This window comes from Marinobacter sp. JSM 1782161 (genome assembly GCF_011421605.1).
GTDB classification, from domain to species: Bacteria; Pseudomonadota; Gammaproteobacteria; order Pseudomonadales; family Oleiphilaceae; genus Marinobacter_A; species Marinobacter_A bohaiensis.
In genome coordinates, this window is record NZ_WSSA01000002.1 from 1,688,967 (window position 1) to 1,705,574 (window position 16,608).

Annotated in this window: 17 protein-coding genes; 3 read left to right on the top strand and 14 right to left on the bottom strand. The window is 63.2% G+C overall.

Annotated features, from left to right (window positions below; translation table 11 throughout):
- Positions 1-119 precede the first annotated feature (119 nt).
- Positions 120-590: a DMT family transporter gene (locus tag GQB00_RS07530; RefSeq protein WP_228160515.1), complete on the bottom strand. Its 471-nt coding sequence runs from the start codon at positions 588-590 to the stop codon at positions 120-122.
- A gap of 10 nt (positions 591-600) precedes the next feature.
- Positions 601-1,029 (bottom strand): DMT family transporter, encoded by a 429-nt coding sequence (locus GQB00_RS07535; protein ID WP_165855774.1) that lies wholly within the window; start codon positions 1,027-1,029, stop codon positions 601-603.
- Positions 1,030-1,119: 90 nt separating this feature from the next.
- Between GQB00_RS07535 and GQB00_RS07540 the strand changes: the two genes are divergently transcribed.
- On the top strand, positions 1,120-2,052 hold the full coding sequence (locus GQB00_RS07540; RefSeq protein WP_207950634.1) for a LysR family transcriptional regulator: 933 nt from the start codon (positions 1,120-1,122) through the stop codon (positions 2,050-2,052).
- A 16-nt stretch (positions 2,053-2,068) separates the two neighbouring features.
- On the opposite strand, the gene GQB00_RS07545 is transcribed toward GQB00_RS07540, so the two are convergent.
- Positions 2,069-2,662 carry a TetR/AcrR family transcriptional regulator gene (locus GQB00_RS07545; protein ID WP_165855775.1) on the bottom strand — a complete coding sequence of 198 codons (594 nt, stop codon included), beginning with the start codon at positions 2,660-2,662 and terminating at the stop codon, positions 2,069-2,071.
- 89 nt (positions 2,663-2,751) lie between these two features.
- On the opposite strand from GQB00_RS07545, the gene GQB00_RS07550 reads away from it, so the two are divergent.
- Positions 2,752-3,957, top strand: a complete 1,206-nt coding sequence (locus GQB00_RS07550) for an MFS transporter (protein WP_165855776.1) — start codon at positions 2,752-2,754, stop codon at positions 3,955-3,957.
- A 79-nt stretch (positions 3,958-4,036) separates the two neighbouring features.
- On the opposite strand, the gene GQB00_RS07555 is transcribed toward GQB00_RS07550, so the two are convergent.
- The 10 genes from GQB00_RS07555 to GQB00_RS07600 form a co-directional block, all read right to left on the bottom strand.
- Positions 4,037-5,020 (bottom strand): DctP family TRAP transporter solute-binding subunit, encoded by a 984-nt coding sequence (locus GQB00_RS07555; protein ID WP_165855777.1) that lies wholly within the window; start codon positions 5,018-5,020, stop codon positions 4,037-4,039.
- 387 nt (positions 5,021-5,407) lie between these two features.
- Positions 5,408-6,070, bottom strand: coding sequence for an outer membrane protein (locus tag GQB00_RS07560; protein WP_111495009.1), 663 nt, complete (start codon positions 6,068-6,070; stop codon positions 5,408-5,410).
- A 152-nt stretch (positions 6,071-6,222) separates the two neighbouring features.
- Positions 6,223-6,684, bottom strand: a complete 462-nt coding sequence (locus GQB00_RS22010; protein WP_204355729.1) for a DUF2059 domain-containing protein — start codon at positions 6,682-6,684, stop codon at positions 6,223-6,225.
- Positions 6,685-6,867: 183 nt separating this feature from the next.
- A complete protein-coding gene (locus GQB00_RS07570; RefSeq protein ID WP_165855778.1) occupies positions 6,868-7,917 on the bottom strand; it encodes a tartrate dehydrogenase in 1,050 nt (349 codons plus the stop codon).
- Between the two features lie 46 nt (positions 7,918-7,963).
- Entirely contained in the window at positions 7,964-9,493 is a 1,530-nt protein-coding gene (locus GQB00_RS07575) for a tripartite tricarboxylate transporter permease (RefSeq protein ID WP_165855779.1), read from the bottom strand.
- Positions 9,494-9,513: 20 nt separating this feature from the next.
- Complete coding sequence (locus tag GQB00_RS07580; protein ID WP_162628751.1) at positions 9,514-9,993, bottom strand: tripartite tricarboxylate transporter TctB family protein; 480 nt, start codon at positions 9,991-9,993, stop codon at positions 9,514-9,516.
- Positions 9,994-10,053: 60 nt separating this feature from the next.
- Complete coding sequence (locus tag GQB00_RS07585) at positions 10,054-11,001, bottom strand: tripartite tricarboxylate transporter substrate binding protein (protein ID WP_165855780.1); 948 nt, start codon at positions 10,999-11,001, stop codon at positions 10,054-10,056.
- 157 nt (positions 11,002-11,158) lie between these two features.
- Positions 11,159-11,983, bottom strand: a complete 825-nt coding sequence (hpaI, locus tag GQB00_RS07590) for a 4-hydroxy-2-oxoheptanedioate aldolase (protein ID WP_228276681.1) — start codon at positions 11,981-11,983, stop codon at positions 11,159-11,161.
- Positions 11,984-11,986: 3 nt separating this feature from the next.
- Complete coding sequence (locus tag GQB00_RS07595) at positions 11,987-13,474, bottom strand: NAD-dependent succinate-semialdehyde dehydrogenase (protein WP_165855781.1); 1,488 nt, start codon at positions 13,472-13,474, stop codon at positions 11,987-11,989.
- A 59-nt stretch (positions 13,475-13,533) separates the two neighbouring features.
- Positions 13,534-15,069: a UxaA family hydrolase gene (locus GQB00_RS07600; RefSeq protein ID WP_165855782.1), complete on the bottom strand. Its 1,536-nt coding sequence runs from the start codon at positions 15,067-15,069 to the stop codon at positions 13,534-13,536.
- Positions 15,070-15,186: 117 nt separating this feature from the next.
- Here GQB00_RS07600 and GQB00_RS07605 point away from each other — a divergent pair, with 117 nt between their 5' ends.
- Positions 15,187-16,131 carry a LysR substrate-binding domain-containing protein gene (locus GQB00_RS07605; protein WP_111494991.1) on the top strand — a complete coding sequence of 315 codons (945 nt, stop codon included), beginning with the start codon at positions 15,187-15,189 and terminating at the stop codon, positions 16,129-16,131.
- Positions 16,132-16,188: 57 nt separating this feature from the next.
- Here the strand turns inward: GQB00_RS07605 and GQB00_RS07610 are convergent, their stop codons facing one another.
- Positions 16,189-16,527, bottom strand: a complete 339-nt coding sequence (locus tag GQB00_RS07610; RefSeq protein WP_111494989.1) for a zinc ribbon domain-containing protein YjdM — start codon at positions 16,525-16,527, stop codon at positions 16,189-16,191.
- Positions 16,528-16,608 lie beyond the last annotated feature (81 nt).

A 16,608-nucleotide genomic window follows, 5' to 3' on the forward strand; every position in this document is an offset into this window, starting at 1 on the left:
GCTATGTCGCGGTTCAGGCAACTGCATAGGCAGCTACCCAAAGGACGGAGGCGCATTTTTAAACAATCTGCCGCCGGACGCAACGCTTGGCGCTGCCGGGGATTGATCTGCCAGCCTCGTCAGGCGGTGGCCAAAGCCCTCTCCCGGCGCACGTTACTCAGATAGATCAGGGCCAGCGCCGCCGCCAGCAGCACGATGGCGCCGATGCGCGAATCGTCCAGCGGCAGGCGGGTGTTACCCAGCCAGCCGAAGTGGTCCACCAACAGACTCATCAGCAACTGCCCCGTGATCACCGCGACCGTCGCCGCCGCTGTACCCACCCGGGGGACGGCAAAGACGATCGCCAGCATGTACACCACCCCGAACAGGGCCCCCGTGAGCTGCCACTTGGGCACCGTGAACAGCGACTCGGCGTGCGGCGGTTCGAAGAAGAACACCAGCAGGAAGGTAATAGCCGCCCCCATCGCAAACGTCAGCCAGGCACTCGCCAGCACGCCGACGGTCGAGCCCAGCCGGCCATTAACGGAGGATTGCGCGGCGAGCACCGCACCACCTACGAGCAGCAAAGGAAAAACCAGTGAAATCAGCATGGATACGTCCTCAGTAAATCAGCCAGAGAGCCATCAGAATCATCGCCAGGGCCAGCACCCGGTAACCATCGATGGCCCGGCGCTCGCTGCCGAACAGCCCGAAGTGATCGATCGCAAGGCTTGCAGCAACCTGACCACAGAGGATGCCGACCATGGTCATCCCCACGCCCACCAGCGGCGTCGTCACCGTCAGCACGATCACATACACCGGCCCCAGGACACCGCCGGTCAGCAGCCAGCGCGGTTGCCGGAACAGCGTCCCCAGCGGCGCGCCAAAGAAGACCATGGCCAGGGTCAGCAGCAAGCCACCCACCATGAAAATGGAGAGCGTGGCCGACAGGTGGCCCACCTCTTCCCCGAGCGGCCCCAGCAAGCCCGCTTCCACCGACAGCCCCATGCCTGCGCACAGGACCAGGAAAAGCGTCAGTATCGATTGCATGTCGTCCCCGTTTGGTCGTCATTGAAAGGCCGGCAATTTATAGTCATGCTCAGGAACGAACAACCCGACACATGAACAAAGGTTTATTGCTTGGAAAGCAACAATATCGATCTGATTTCACTGCGGCTGTTCGTGCGGGTGGCCTCTTCCGGTCGCTTTGCCGAAGCCGCCCGACACTTTGGCCTGCCGGCCTCATCCGTGTCGCGACGCATCGCCCGCCTGGAAAAGGCGCTCGGCCACCGGCTGCTCTACCGTCACACCCGCGCGGTACGCCTGACCGAGGTGGGTGAGCGTTATTTCCTGCAGGTGCGAGACCTTCTGGATGAACTGGACCGGGCGGCGGAGCAGGTTTCCGGCGCCGCCGGGCAGCCCCGGGGCACACTGCGCGTCAATGCGCCGGTCGCGTTTGGCCGCCGACACATCGCACCGTTGCTGGCGGCCTTTCAGTCCCGCTACCCCGCCATTGACGTCGACATGACGCTCACGGACGCTTTCGTCGATCCGGTGCAGGAAGGCGCCGACGTGGTCATCCGTATCGGATCCCTGGCCGATTCCAGCCTGGTCGGTCGCCAACTGGCCGAACAGCACCACGTGGTGTGCGCCGCGCCGGCCTACCTGTCCCGGCATGGCCAACCCGACACGCCCGAAGCACTGCAGGAACATAACTGCCTGGTCTACAAGGGCACCCGGGGCGAGCAACCCTGGTATTTCCGGGGAGAGGGAGAAGCCACATTCAGGGTCGTGGAGGTACGGGGAAACCTGCGCAGCAACAACGCGGAATGCCTGGTGGAAGCGGCCCTGCAGGGACAGGGTCTGATCCTGTTCCCCACCTGGCTGATCGACGGTCACCTGCGGCGGGGAACGCTGATACCGATCCTGGACGCCTGGGAATCAGCCGGCGAACCGGCCCGCCACGGCATCCATGTGATCTACCCGGAAAACCGGCTGCGATCCTCCAAGGTCAGCGCCTTTCTCGACTACCTGTTCGAACACGCCCCGCGGCTCGACGTCAGACCGGAATGATCGCCACCGTTTCCGGTCATGCCGGGGCCATCGCGGTCACAGAGAGTGACCGGCGAACCCAGTGCTCCAGACCGTCCCGGGACAGGGTATCCGGCGCGTAACTCAGGCGGTATGTCAGCGGGCCCATGATCCCGTCGAGCAAGGCATCAATCGTGGGCAGGGGTGACTCGCCGCGGGCCCGGGCCCGCTCCAGCATGAACGCCATCTGGTCGCGCTGCCACGCCCAGCAACGCTGACGCAACGCCAGGTTGTGGCTGCCCAGGGCGTCCGCCAGGACCTGCTGACCGGGTGCGGAAGCCATCTCCTCCATGTAGTCACCGGCCCAGGCCATGAGGTCGCCTTCCAGACTACCGGTGTCCGCCAGTGGCGCGTCCGGCTGCAGGCGCTCGGCGGCGACATCGGCCATCAGCTCCTTAAGGTTGCCCCAGCGGCGGTAGATGGTCGACGGCGTCACGCCAGCCCTCTCGGCAACCTGCGGCACGGTCAGGGCGTCGCGCCCCGCCTCCTCGCACAATGCCCGAACCGCCTCATGCACCGCCTGCTGGACCCGCGCACTCCGGCCACCGGGCCTGACCGCTGGCTTGCAACTCGTATCGCTTCTGGATCCCATACCACCCCTAAACGCAAAATATTTGCTTTAAGTCTGCTTTACCGTACACTGCGCATCATAACGCAAAATCTTTGCTTTAAGGAGCCTCCATGACCGCTTCCGTCCACACCACTCCCGGGCCTGGCGCCAACCCGCGCCAGCTGGTGTTTTACACCCTGGTCGTGGTGGCGTTCCTGGCGGCCTCCAGCGTTCCCACGCCGCTGTATCCGGTGTACCAGGCGACCTGGCATTTTTCCACGCCCATGCTGACCCTGGCGTTCGCCACCTACCTGTTTGCCCTGCTGCTGACGTTGCTGTTCACCGGTCCGCTGTCGGACTACCTGGGACGACGGCCGGTGATCGCCACGGCACTGATCCTGGAAATCGGCGCCATGCTCTGCTTCTGGGGCGCCCACGACCTGACCTGGCTGTTCATCGCCCGGGCCTTGCAGGGCATGGCGACCGGCATCGCCACCAGTGCCCTGGGCGCCGCGCTGATCGACAGCGACCACCGGCATGGTCCGATCCTGGCCAGTGTCGCGCCAATGATCGGCATGGGACTGGGCGCGCTCGGCTCCAGCGTACTCGTGGCCGAAGCCCCCTACCCCATGCGTCTGGTGTTCGTGGTCATGGTCGCGATCTTCATCTGGCAGTCGATCGGAATGCGCAGCACCCGGGAAAGCGTCCAGCGCCGCGCCGGTGCACTGGCCGCCATGCGTCCCCGGGTGCACATTCCCGCCAACGTGCTGCCCACCTTTCTGCGCGTGATTCCGGCCAACATCGCCGCCTGGTCACTGGGTGGTTTCAGCCTGTCGCTCGGCCCCATGCTGGCCAAGGACGTGACCGGTCTCGACAATGCCATGATCGGTGGCCTGATGGTGTGCCTGCTATCGACCATGGGGGCCGTCAGCGTGTGGCGCATGCGCGTGCTGGCAACCCGGCAGATCCTCATGTTCTCGGGCACCCTGCTCCCACTGGGGATGTCCATCATTCTGGGCAGTCTCTACACTCACTCGACGCCCCTGCTGCTGACCGGATTCACCGTGGCCGGACTGGGCTTCGGCACCGGCTTCATGGGCGCGATGCGAGCGATCATGGCCCTGGCGCCGGCCGGCGAACGCTCGTCGCTGATGTCGGTGATCTATGTGGTCAGTTATCTGTCCGCCAGCCTGCCGGCCCTGGCAGCGGGCCTGGCTTCCCAGCGCTATGGTTTCGAGCCAACCGTCTACGGCTACGGCCTCTACGTAATGGCGCTGTCGCTATTGGCGCTGGCCGGGGTACTCAGCCAACGCCCGCAAACGGCATCCTGCAGCTGACCGGCCAGCAGTCCGTCACACGGCCCTCAACCGGGCGCCGCAACACCACGTCGATGCGGCGCCCATCACGAAATGACGGCTAATTGCCGGCTGCCTGGGCGGCCTGGAGCACATCGGCGCCGACGGCGGACCGGTACTCGTCCCAAAGCGGCTCCATGACCTCCCGCCACTGCGCCAGCTCCGTGGCGCCGGGCTGGTAGATATCCACCGATTTCATGCTGAGCAACGCCTCCCGGTCATTGGCGCCCTTGGCCAGGGACATGGCGTTGCCGTACTCCAACGCCATATGCGCGGCGTAACGAAAGTGGCGCCGCTCCTCCTCGCTCAGCCCGTTCCAGAAGCCCGCGTTGGTGATCAGCATACCTTCGAGCATGCCGTGGTTGGATTCCATCATGTAGGGCTGATGCTCGTAGAAGCGCTTGGAATAGATATTGGACCAGGTGTTCTCCTGCCCCTGGATACGGTCATCCGCCAGCGCCTGGTAGACCTCGGGGAACGGCAGCGGGACCGGGGTGGCACCCAGACGTTCGAACTGCTTGCGCAGCACGTCCGAATTCATGATGCGAAAACTCAGCCCCGCCAGGTCCGACGGGGTGTGGAACGGTTTGTTGGCGGTCAGCTGTTTGGCCCCGTTATGCAGGTAGCCCAGACCGACGATGCCTTTGCCGCTCATGCTCTCAAGCAGCTGTTGCCCCACTGGCCCCTGCTCAAAGCGGTTGACCGCGCCCATGTCAGGGAACAGGAATGGCAGGTCGAACACCTTGAGCTGCTGGGTGTAATCGCCGAATTTCGACACGGGCGGCACGGCAAAGGCGATCTCCCCGGACGCCACCGCATCAACCGCCTGGGCGTCGTCCATGAGCCGGCCTTCAGGCACGATCTCGATGGTATATCGGTCATCGAGCTTGCGCTCGACGAGTTTCTTGAACAACGCCACCAGCTTGCCGGTGGGGGTATCGCTACTGGTGACGTAGGAGAAAATCAGCTTCTGGGGCTCCGCGCTTGCGGTCACGGGAGCCAGCAACAGCAGGCCGCACAGTACTGCACAGAAAGTCCGGTTCATCGCATTTTTCCTGTTGAAACATTGTTTTTATTGCGGCGTCAGGGCGCCTTGGCAACAACGAGGTGCGGACCAGGCAGGCACCCGGAGCGACGGCCCGGCCTGGCTAAGGAACGGTGCCACACGGTGGACGTGATCGGGGTGCAACGGCTTGGAGCCCGCAACTGACGTTTTTCTTGTTGGTCTGGAGATCACACCGTAATCAACGCCGGGGATCGACTCCCGACAACCACGGGATCCGAATGGAAAGGACGATGAGTCATACCGGCAATAGATCGCGATGCAAATGGATCAGATCACTTCGCGATCACATCACCTTGCGCCGAAGCAGGTAAACGACTTTCCCAAATTTGCAATAACGAATGCTTAAAAACCAATCCGGCCAGTCGTTTACCAGTAGCGCACGCGCCAACCGAACTGGATTCGCCAGACGTCGAAATCCGGGCTGGCACCCAGATCGTCGTCGGTCAGTTCGAAGTGGTCGAAGCCCGCCTGCACGAAATAATGCTCGCCAAACTCGTAACGCACACCGGCCCCGGCGCCATAGCTGAACTGGGTGTCGTCGTAGGTGTTGTAAGTGGCGGAGCAGACGTAGCCCAGCCACGGATCCCACCAGCACACACCGACCGGGACATCGCTGGAGATGATATTGGAATCGATGTAGGTCCAGCCCAGACCGGCACGCACATAGGGAGTCAGCGGGCCTTCCATGAAGTTCCAGGCACCGTAGATGTGGGTATTGAACACGTCCAGCTCGGTCTTGACGGTGCGGGTACCGCCACCGTCGATATTGAAACGGGCTTCGTAATCCGGGTTCAGGAACGTGAGGTCGACGCCGAACTGGAGGTGCTCGGTGGCGTGATAGGCCCCGCCGAAGGCCAGGCCAAGGTCGGAGTCGATATCCAGTCGGGAGTCGTTATCGCCACGGCTGGTCTCGTCCAGGTTACCGACCATCTGGACGGAAAAGTCCCAGGTGCCGGCGCGGTCGGCCAGTGCCACTCCGGGGAGGATCGGCACGACCAGTAACAGGGCCAGAATCCCGATTCGATGCATGCCCGGCGCCTCCAGATCGATTCCAGGGAAAGACGACAACACGCGGCAGCGCAGGCAACCGGTACAACCGATTCAGGAAGTATAGCGCACGCGACCGGGCCAGGCCGCGCGGTCGGGGCAGGCGCCGCGGGTTGGCACGGCGCCCGGCAGGATCAGGGTTGCTGTTCGAGGCGCTCCGCCTCTTCGGCGATCATGGTGCGCAGTTCGCCGATGTGGGCCTGGACCCGCTGGGCGCCCATCTGCGCGCCCTTGGCCATCAAGTCCGGCATGGTGCGGATCGCCTTCTGGCCGATGTCCGTGGTGTAGAACGCGTTCAGCTCGCGCAACTCCTCCGCGGTGAACGCATCGGCATAGATACTGACCAGGTCCGGTTTGATGTTGTCGTAGCTCATGTACTTGCTGAAGAAGCGAAGCATCACGTCCTTGTAGGGTTTCAGGGACGGCTGCTGGTTCAGTTGCACATCCAGCATCTGGCTGATCGAACGATCCAGGGTCTCTTCCATGTTGATCGCATCGAGCAGTTTTTCCGCCTCGGCGGTGGAAGCGGCATCCGCCAGGGCGGCGGAAGACGTGGCCAGCGCCAGCGTAAAGGCAAGGTACTTGAGGGTATTCACGACGGTTCTCCCGGGTCGTTGAGACGTTCCCTTTCGGGGGTTGGCGACTCGCAGCCATGCCGCTGCCAGTCCGCCATCCTCCGGGAAGCCGGAGCGATACTCAAGAGTCTTTTGATGGGGCGCCGCAGCCCACCCCATCTGAAGAACAGGCCGCGACAGGACGCTTTCTGGCCATGCGTCCGGTCAGAGAGCCGCCCGCACCGCTTCAGCGAGAGCCTGGGTCGACAGCTCGCCGCCCATATCGGGCGTGCCCTGGCCGGCTGCCGTCACCTGCTCGATCGCAGCGAGCAGCGCATCCGCGGCCGCTGTCTCCCCAAGATGCCGGAGCATCAGCGCGCCAGCCCAGAGTGTGGCGAGCGGATTGGCCAGCCCCCGGCCCATGATGTCCGGCGCCGAGCCATGCACCGGTTCAAACATCCCCGGCCCCGTGCCCCGGGGATTGATGTTGGCGGACGCGGCGAACCCCAGGCCTCCCTGGATGGCCGCACCGATGTCCGTCAGGATATCGCCGAACAGGTTGGAGGCAACGACCACATCGAGGGACTGCGGATGAGTGATCATCCGCGCCGCAATCGCATCCACGTGATAGGCCGTGACTTCCACGTCCGGAAAGTCTTTGGCAACCTCTCGGGTAATCTCGTCCCAGAACACCATGCTGTGACGCTGGGCGTTGGACTTGGTCACCGACGCCAGTTTGCCCCGCCGCAGGCGCGCCTGCTCGAAGCCATAGCGCAGGACCCGCTCCACGCCCACCCGGGTAAAGATAGAGGTTTCCACCGCCACTTCGCGATCGCCGCCGTGGTGCACCCGGCCACCCGCGCCGCTGTATTCGCCCTCGGTGTTCTCCCGTACACACAGGATGTCGAACGGCTCAGCCGTCCGCAGCGGTCCAGTGACACCGGCCAGCAAACGGTGCGGCCGTTCGTTCACGGACAGATCCAGGCCCTGGCGGATCGCCAGCAGCAGGCCACGCAGCGAGACGTGGTCCGGCACCGTGGCCGGCAGGCCCACAGCGCCCAGGTAAATGCCGTCGAAGCGCCGCAATTGCTCCACGCCATCGGCCGGCATCATTTCGTTGTGTTTGAGGTAGTACTCGCAGGACCAGGGCAGCCATTCGCCATCCAGCCCGAAGCCGTGCCGGTCCGCCAGGGTCTGCAGCACCGGCCAGGCGGCGTCCATTACTTCACCGCCAATACCGTCGCCCGGTATCAGCGCAATCCGATAGTCAGTCATTCACAAGGTCCATCACGTGGTTGGTGTTGCGCCGGAGCGGCATGCCTCAGCGTGCCGACTCCAGCGGCCGGTTCGAGTTCGTTTCCTGCTGGCGCTGCCTGGCCTGACGGCGATGGCGGATGATCGGCAGGACCACCGAGACCACCGACAGCAGCAGGAAACACAGGCTAATGGGGTGGGTGAAGAAAACGGTCCAGTCGCCGTCGTTCATGGTCATACCACGGCGGAAATTGGATTCGACCATGTACCCCAGAATCATGCCCAGAACCACCGGCGCCGAGCTGAACCCGTAGCGGTTGAGGAAGTAGCCGAACACCCCGAAGAACAACAGGACCCAGGCCGAGCTCAACGTGCCGCTGATGCCATAGGCGCCAACCATGCACATAACCAGAATGAAGGGCAGCAGATAGGAGCGCGGAATCTGCAACACGCGCACGAACAGCTTGATGCCCACCGACTGGAAACAGAACATGAAGATGTTGGCCACCAGGAACGCGATGATGATGCCGTAGGCGATGTTGCCCTGATCCTGGAACAGCATCGGACCGGGTTGCAGGCCATGGATCAGCAGACCGCCCATCAGGATCGCCGCCGACGCATCACCCGGAATCCCCAGCGTCATCATGGGAATCAGTGCGCCGCCGGTCATGCCGTTGTTGCCGGACTCGCAGGAAATCACCCCCTCGTCGTGGCCGGTGCCAAACTTCTCCGGGGTCTTGGACATGCGCTTGGACTGGTCATAGGCAAGAAAAGACGCGATGCTGCCGCCGGCCCCGGGGATTGCCCCCACCAGCGAACCGATTAACGAACTGCTGGACCAGACCTTCCAGTGGCGGAAGGTTTCCCGGAAACGTGGATAGGCGTTATTGACCCGCACCCGGGCACCGGACTGGCTCTGCGGCGACAGGTTGGTGACATCGCTGATGATTTGCGACAGCGCGAACAGGCCGATCAGGGCCGGCATCAGATCGACACCGCCGACCAGGTCGGGAATACCCGCGGTCAGGCGCACTACGCCGGTCAGCGAATCAATCCCGATCAAGGAGATCAGTACGCCAATCAGACCGGCTACGATCCCCTTGATGATCGACTGGCCTGATACGGACGCAATAATGGTCAGCCCGAACAATCCCAGAGAAAAATACTCGACCGCACTGAAATCCAGCGCCACGTCGGCAATCACCGGCGACAGGAAGGCAAAGATGGCGACGCTGATCAGACCGCCGATCATGGAAGACACGATACACAGCCCCAACGCCCGCCCGGGCTCGCCGTTGCGGGCCATGGGGAAGGCGTCCAGGGTGGTGGCCACCGACGACGGCGTGCCCGGAATGTTCAGCAGGGCTGCCGGGATCGAGCCCCCGGAAATCGCACCACAGTAGACACCCAGCAGCATGCCCATACCGGTCACCGGCTCCATGCTGAAAGTCAGCGGCAGCAACAGGGCAATACCCATGGTCGCGGTGAGTCCCGGCAGCGCGCCGAAGATCAGACCAAGGACCGTACCGAAGGCAATCGCCAGGAACACATTGACGTCCAGAAACAGGCCGGCTGCATCTGCAAAGTTAGCAAGCATAATCGGATCCCCTACCTTGCTCAGGGCATCGCCAGTTCAAACAGAACCGAAAACACCAGATAGATAAAACCGGTGGCCAGCACCGAGAAAACGCCAGAGGCTATTAAAGACCGGGCGGACATCGGCTCGTGTTTGATCAGTCGATCGATGATCTGCCGGAAGGCAAACAGGAAGAACAGAGTGCTGATGACAAAGCCCGCGTAGGACAGCAGCAACAGATAGATCACAATGGCCGCGATAGTTACCGCCAGGGCCACCAGCTCGTGCCGCGTCATGCGAACCGGTGTGTCCCGGTCCGCGCGCTGGAAGAAGGTTTCGGTCACCAGCAGATACCCCAGCAACACCATGATGATCACGCAGGACCAAAAGGCGAAGAAACCGGCGCCGGGGTCCCCCGGCATTCCCATCGACGACGGAATGGCCTTTGCCATACTCAGAAAAAACCCCGCCCCGACAATCAGCACGACATAGAAAATCTGTCGTTCGTTGATGCGCAACATCGCGACACCCCCTATGGCAACGTGAGGGAGCGACTCCGTCCGGCGGAGCCGCATCGCCGTTTATTGTTTCAGCTTATGGGCCGTCTGGATAAACGACTCCGCCAGGGTGGCCATCCGCTCGTCGAGCGTTTCGCCCGGCGGGATGTATTCGATCTCAGCGCCCTGGGTTGCGATCGCCTTGCGGAAGGCCGGATCGGCGGTTGCCTGCTTGAGCGCCTCGGCCCAGGCCTGTCTGACCTCATCGTCCACACCCGCCGGTGCCGCGACACCGCGCCAGTTGGTCAGGGAGAGCTTGAGGCCTTCTTCCTGCGCCGTGGGGACCTCCGGATATTCCTCCAGGCGCTTGTCCCCAAGAATCATCAAGGGGCGCAGCTTGCCGGATTTCAGGCCCGCGGCGAGATCCCCCACGTTGAGCATCAGCGCGTCGATGTGGTCCCCCATCGCCGCCAGCACGGCCTTGGACGAGCCGTCGTAAGGCACTTGCTTGGCCTTGTAACCGGCGCTGTCAGAGAGCATTTCGCTGGCCACGTGGGTGGAGCCGCCGTAGCCGGAGAAGCCGAATTTCACGCTGTTGGGGTTGGCTTTCATATCCTCCAGGAGGTCCTGCCAGGATTGCCAGGGACCGTCCGCACGGACCGCGACCATGTAATTGTCGGTCAGCACGTTGCCCAGATAGGCGAAATCATCGGAGTGGTAGGTTGCGTTCCCCATGCCTTCGGTGGCGAAGATCACGTTGTTGGGGATGGTGACGGTGTAGCCGTCGGCACGGGCATTGGCCACCTTGGTAAAGCCCAGGATGCCACCGCCACCGGGTACGTTGGAGACAATGATGGTCTGCCCCAGCGACTCTTCCAGCGCCGGTTGCATGGCCCGCGCCAGCACATCGGTACCGCCGCCGGCATTGTAGGGGATGACCATGGTGATCGGTTTGGTGGGGTACTCGGCATAGGCCAGGCCCGCACCCAGGAGACCGGCCATCAGAACGGACGTTTTGATCAGCTTGTGCATGATGCTTCCTTATATTTGTTAGTGATCGTATTTCTGGTTGATCGGATTGTCTTCGAACCGCCCCGAGGCATTCGCCGATGCCCCGTCCGGTTCGCGATCTCTCTCTTCAGTGCTCCCACAGGAGTCTGTTTCCGGGCGCAGGCCCGTATACCTCACTTCAATAGGGTCCCTTGACGGACGTGGGTTGATCGGCCCGCAGGCCAAACTCGAAGGCACGCTGGCGTACCGACTGCATCAGCAGGGTCACGTCCAGCCCGACCGCGACGAAGGTGGCACCCAACGACAGGAAGCGCCGCGCCTGCTCGATGTCGCCGGTCAATGTGCCGGCCGCCTTGCCCGAGGCGACGATGCGCCGGATGGCCTCATCGATAGCGTCCTGCACTTCCGGGTGTGCCGGGTTACCCAGGTGGCCCATGGACGCCGCCAGATCCGCCGGGCCGATAAACACCCCGTCGATCCCATCCACCGCGCAGATGGCCTCCAGGTTCTCCAGGGCGGTGACGGTTTCCGCCTGCACCAGCAGGCAGACTTCCTCATTGGCGTGGTGCACGTAATCGGCCCGACCGTTCCAGCGTGACGCCCGCGCCACCGCCGCACCCACACCCCGGATACCTTCCGGCGGATACCGTGTGGCCGCCACCATCGCAGCCGCCTGCTCCGGGGTATCCACCATCGGCACCAGCAGCGTCTGAACACCGATATCCAGCAGCTGCTTGATCAGCGCCGGTTCACCCTGCACCGCCCGCACCACCGGATGACCACCGTAAGGCGCCACCGCCTGGAGCTGGGCCAGGGTGCTGTTCACATCGTTAGGGGCGTGCTCGCCATCAATGAGCAGCCACTGGAATCCAGCGGTCGCACACATCTCCGCGCAATAGCTGCTGCCCATGGAAAGCCAGAAGCCCACCTGCGGCTCGCCGTTGGCCAGCGCCCGCTTGAAGGGATTGCCCGGAACCATGCCGGGTACCGCTGTGTGATGCATCTTTCAGCCTCCGCTGGTTTGGCGCAGGTTGCCCTGGCAGAGATATTTGATGTGCATATAGTCCTCCAGGCCATACCTGGAGCCTTCCCGGCCGTAACCGGATTCCTTGACGCCCCCGAAAGGCGCGGCTTCCGACGCCACCGCACCTTCGTTGATGCCGACAATGCCGGTTTCCAGGGCATCAGCAACACGCCAGATGCGGCTGACGTTCTCTGAATAGAAGTAGCCCGCCAGGCCGAACGGCGTGTCGTTGGCCTTCTCGATCACCTCGTCCTCCGATTCGAAACGGAACAGCGGCGCCACCGGACCGAACGTCTCCTCGCAGCAGAGCACGGCGTCCTCTCCGGCATCGGCCAGAATCGTGGGCGCCACATAGTTCGGGCCCAGTTCCTCAAGGCGCTGTCCGCCCACCAGGACGCGCGCGCCCTTGGCCACCGCATCCTCGATATGCGCCAGGATCTTCTCCACCGCCCGGGCATTGATCATCGGTCCGATCTCGGCCTCCGGATCCGTCGCTGGCGCGACTTTCAGGGCCTCCACCCGGCGGGTCAGACGTTCGGCAAACGCTTCGAAGACACCGGCCTGCACATACACCCGGTTGGGGCATACGCAAGTCTGGCCGCCGTTGCGGAACTTGGCCGCCATCAGGCCATCCACGGCCGCATCCAGATCCGCGTCGTTGAAGACAATGAAAGGCGCGTTGCCCCCCAGCTCCAGGGACAGCTTCTTCAAGGTGTCGGCTGACGCCCGCGCAAGATGCTTGCCCACGGGCGTGGAGCCGGTGAAGCTGACTTTGCGCACGCGGGATTCGGCCAGCCAGACGTCCACCACCTCAGGCGTCTGCTCGCGGGACGCGCAAACCACATTGATCACCCCCGCCGGCACCCCGGCCTCTTCCGCCAGGCGAATCAGTGCCAGGGAGGTCAGCGGCGTGTCTTCCGCCGGCTTGGCAAGCACCGTACAGCCCGCCGCCAGGGCCGGCGCGATCTTGCGGGCGATCATCGCTGCCGGGAAGTTCCAGGGGGTGATCACTGCCACCACACCCACCGGTTCGCGGACTGCCATCATACGGCGACCGGCAACCGGCGAGGCGATCACGTCACCGTCGATGCGGCTGGCCTCTTCGGCAAACCACTCAACATAACTGGCGGCGTAGAGAATCTCGCCCCGACCTTCGGCCAGGGGTTTGCCCTGTTCCAGCGACACCAGTGTGCCCAGATCATCCTGATGCGCCAGGATCAGGGCGTGCCAGCGCTTGAGGATCTGGCCCCGGCTCTTGGCGGGCATCGCGCGCCAGGCCACGAAGGCGGCGTGGGCTGCATCGACGGCCGCTCGGGCATCGGCCGCGGCGCTGTCAGGGACCTGGGCGATCGTGGCCAGATCGGCCGGGTTCTGGACCGGGAAGACCACTTCCGATAACGCGGACGTCCATTCGCCGCCTATCAGGTTCTGCGATCGGATCAAATCGTCACGCTTGAGAGTCAGAGACATGGCCATTTCCTTTTCTTAACGGGTCTTATTGGGTATTCGATGCTTTGAAAGACAGGCTCTTAGCTGACAATGCCGACGTGCCAGGGCACGAACTCGTGGTCGCCCAAACCCAGCCGTTCGCTGCACGTGGCCTCACCTGATGCGACACGCAGGATGTGCTCGAAAATGGCCTGACCCATGGCGTCCATATCCAGGGTACCGTCGATCACCTGGCCACAGTTGATGTCCATGTCCTCGGTCAGGCGGTCGTACATGGGGGTGTTGGAAGCAAGTTTGATGGTCGGCGCCGGCTTGGAGCCGAACATCGACCCCCGCCCGGTGGTAAAGCAGATCAGGTTGGCCCCGCTGGCGATCTGGCCGGTCACGGCCACCGGGTCATAACCCGGCGAGTCCATGAAGACAAACCCGTTGCTGTCGATAGGCTCGGCGTATTCGTAGACGGCCTGCAGCGGCGTCGTTCCGCCCTTCATGGCGGACCCCAGGGATTTCTCGAAGATGTTGGCCAGGCCGCCAGCCTGGTTGCCCGGGCCCACCACCCCGTTGAACTGGCCGCTGTGGCCGCGGGTGTAGTCCTCCCACCAGGCCAGGCGGTCCAGGAGCTTCTGCCCAACATCCCGGGAAACAGCGCGGCGCGTGAGCATGAACTCGACGCCATGGATTTCCGGGGTTTCCGACAGAATGGCCGTGCCGCCGTGACGCACCAGGATGTCCATGGCCGCGCCCAGCGCCGGGTTGGCGGAGATGCCAGAGAAGCCATCCGAGCCACCGCATTCCAGACCGATCTTCAGGTGGCTGGCACTGACCGGCTGACGCTCCACCCGATTGGCTTCGGGCAACATGGACTCCACCGCGCGGATGCCCGCCTCGATGGTTTCGCGGGTACCGCCGGTATCCTGCATGACCAGCGTCTCAACGCCGTGCCCGACTTCCAGGCCCTGGGACTCCACCAGCGTATCGACCTGGTTGCGCTCGCAGCCGAGCCCGACGATCAGCACACCGGCAAAGTTCGGGTGGCGGGCGTAGCCGGCCAGGGTACGGCGCAGGATGTCGAAGTGATAGCTCGGAGACGACATACCACAGCCGCTGGTCTGCGCAAAGGCGACGACACCGTCGACATTGGGGTAGTCCGCCAGTCGCTCCGGGGTGAAGTATTCAGCGATATGGTTGATCACCGTGGCGGAACAGTTCACCGACGACAGGATGCCGATAAAGTTGCGGGTCGCCACGCGGCCGTCCGGTCGGACATACCCCTGGAACGTGGCCCGCTCCTCCTCCGGCAGGTAGTCCACCGGTCGCACGTCCTGGCCAAAAGCCGGATCGCGATCGAAATCGATCAGGGTCAGATTGTGGGTATGCACGTGTTCGCCACCCTTGATGTCCCGGGCGGCGGCGCCGATCACCGTGTCGTACTTCTTGACCCGCTCGTTGACGGGAATGTCTCTGGCCGCGATCTTGTGTCCGGCCGGAATCTGGGCCCGGGCGCGCAACCCCAACTCGGGGAGCTCTTCGCCGAGGCCAATCTGTCGACGGGCGATCAGCACATTGTCGTTGGCGTGCAGGCGCAGCAGGGGCGATGTGGATGCAGACTGGTCCATAGGTGCTTACTTGTGATGGTCGTTTGTATTTGTGTTTGAACCGAGTATGCGACCCGCCATCATAAGGATAAAATGAAACAATGGACTGCCTTCATAACCTTAAGGTAATGTAAGGCCATGTCTGTCATTGATCGTGCCCTGCGCTCCAACCTCAAACTGCGCCACCTGCAACTGCTGGTGGCGCTCGACGAATTCCGCCACATCGGTCGCGTCGCCGAATTCCTGTCGCTCACCCAGCCGGCCGTATCCAAGATGCTGGCGGAAATCGAGAAGATGTTTGAGCTGGACCTGTTTACCCGCTCCACCCGGGGCACCGAACCCACGCCTTACGGCGAGTCGGTGGTGCGCTTTGCCCGCTCGGTGCTGGCGGATTTCAGTCGCACCCGGGATGAGCTGGACGCCGTCGCCACCGGAGCCGCCGGACGTGTCAGCATCGGAGCGATGGTGGTGGCCACGCCGGTGTGGATGACGCGTGCCGTATCGCTGCTCAAGGAACACTCGGCTCTGACCTCGGTCATGGTTGAGGAAGGCGACCTGAAACGTCTGTTGCCGCGTTTACGGATGGGCGAGCTGGATCTGCTGGTGGGAAGACTGGAACCGGGCTACGCCGCGCCGGACCTGGACACCCAGGCGCTCTATAACGAGAAAATGTGCGTGGTGGCCAGCCCGGATCACCCCCTGGCCAGCAAGGCCAACCCCGACTGGGCCGACCTCGCTGGACAGCCCTGGGTGGTGCCTCCGCCGTGGGCGTCGTCACGGGTCAAGCTCAACCAGATGTTCTACAAGCACGGGCTGAACCCGCCGGTGGACCTGATCGAGACGGCGTCATTCCTGAACATCCTGAACTTCGTCCGCCACCGGCACGCTATCGGCTACCTCGCCGGCGACGTGGGCATGCATTTCGAGAAGGAAGGGTTTCTGAAGGTACTGGATATCGAACTGCCCATGGAGCTACCTCCGGTGGGCATCATCACCATGCGTGGACGCATCCGCACGCCGACCTGCACCCAGATGATCCAGTGCCTGCGACAGGCCGCTGTGGAACGCCCGCCGCTGCATTGATCACTGCTGCTTATGGAATGGGTCCGCCGGTCTCAGAACCCGGCGACCCACCTGACCTCAGGCTTTCTTGACGAACTCGGACTTCAGTTTCATCGCCCCGACCCCGTCGATGCGGCAGTCGATGTCGTGGTCGCCGTCCACCAGGCGGATGTTCTTGACCTTGGTGCCCACCTTGACGACCAGGCTGGAGCCCTTGACCTTGAGATCCTTGATCACGGTCACCGTGTCGCCGTCCTGCAGTTCATTGCCGTTGGCGTCCCGGATCACCGCGCCCGCCTCATCCGCCGACTGCTCCGCTTCGCTCCACTCGTGGCCGCATTCGGGACAGACAAGCTGGATGCCATCCTCATAGGTGTACTCAGACTGGCACTGGGGACAAGGTGGCAAAGCGGTCATGACGGCTTCCTGGTGGCTGGCTTGAGAATCGGGAAGCGGGCCATCATAACAGGGATGATCGCCCACGGCGCCACTCACGTG

Bases quoted from the DNA above. Each gene is read 5' to 3' on its own strand.
- GQB00_RS07530 (WP_228160515.1), bottom strand. From the start codon at position 590: ATGCTGATTTCACTGGTTTTTCCTTTGCTGCTCGTAGGTGGTGCGGTG.
- GQB00_RS07535 (WP_165855774.1), bottom strand. From the start codon at position 1,029: ATGCAATCGATACTGACGCTTTTCCTGGTCCTGTGCGCAGGCATGGGG.
- GQB00_RS07545 (WP_165855775.1), bottom strand. From the start codon at position 2,662: ATGGGATCCAGAAGCGATACGAGTTGCAAGCCAGCGGTCAGGCCCGGT.
- GQB00_RS07550 (WP_165855776.1), top strand. From the start codon at position 2,752: ATGACCGCTTCCGTCCACACCACTCCCGGGCCTGGCGCCAACCCGCGC.
- GQB00_RS07555 (WP_165855777.1), bottom strand. From the start codon at position 5,020: ATGAACCGGACTTTCTGTGCAGTACTGTGCGGCCTGCTGTTGCTGGCT.
- GQB00_RS07560 (WP_111495009.1), bottom strand. From the start codon at position 6,070: ATGCATCGAATCGGGATTCTGGCCCTGTTACTGGTCGTGCCGATCCTC.
- GQB00_RS07570 (WP_165855778.1), bottom strand. From the start codon at position 7,917: ATGACTGACTATCGGATTGCGCTGATACCGGGCGACGGTATTGGCGGT.
- GQB00_RS07575 (WP_165855779.1), bottom strand. From the start codon at position 9,493: ATGCTTGCTAACTTTGCAGATGCAGCCGGCCTGTTTCTGGACGTCAAT.
- GQB00_RS07580 (WP_162628751.1), bottom strand. From the start codon at position 9,993: ATGTTGCGCATCAACGAACGACAGATTTTCTATGTCGTGCTGATTGTC.
- GQB00_RS07585 (WP_165855780.1), bottom strand. From the start codon at position 11,001: ATGCACAAGCTGATCAAAACGTCCGTTCTGATGGCCGGTCTCCTGGGT.
- hpaI (WP_228276681.1), bottom strand. From the start codon at position 11,983: ATGCATCACACAGCGGTACCCGGCATGGTTCCGGGCAATCCCTTCAAG.
- GQB00_RS07595 (WP_165855781.1), bottom strand. From the start codon at position 13,474: ATGTCTCTGACTCTCAAGCGTGACGATTTGATCCGATCGCAGAACCTG.
- GQB00_RS07600 (WP_165855782.1), bottom strand. From the start codon at position 15,069: ATGGACCAGTCTGCATCCACATCGCCCCTGCTGCGCCTGCACGCCAAC.
- GQB00_RS07605 (WP_111494991.1), top strand. From the start codon at position 15,187: ATGTCTGTCATTGATCGTGCCCTGCGCTCCAACCTCAAACTGCGCCAC.
- GQB00_RS07610 (WP_111494989.1), bottom strand. From the start codon at position 16,527: ATGACCGCTTTGCCACCTTGTCCCCAGTGCCAGTCTGAGTACACCTAT.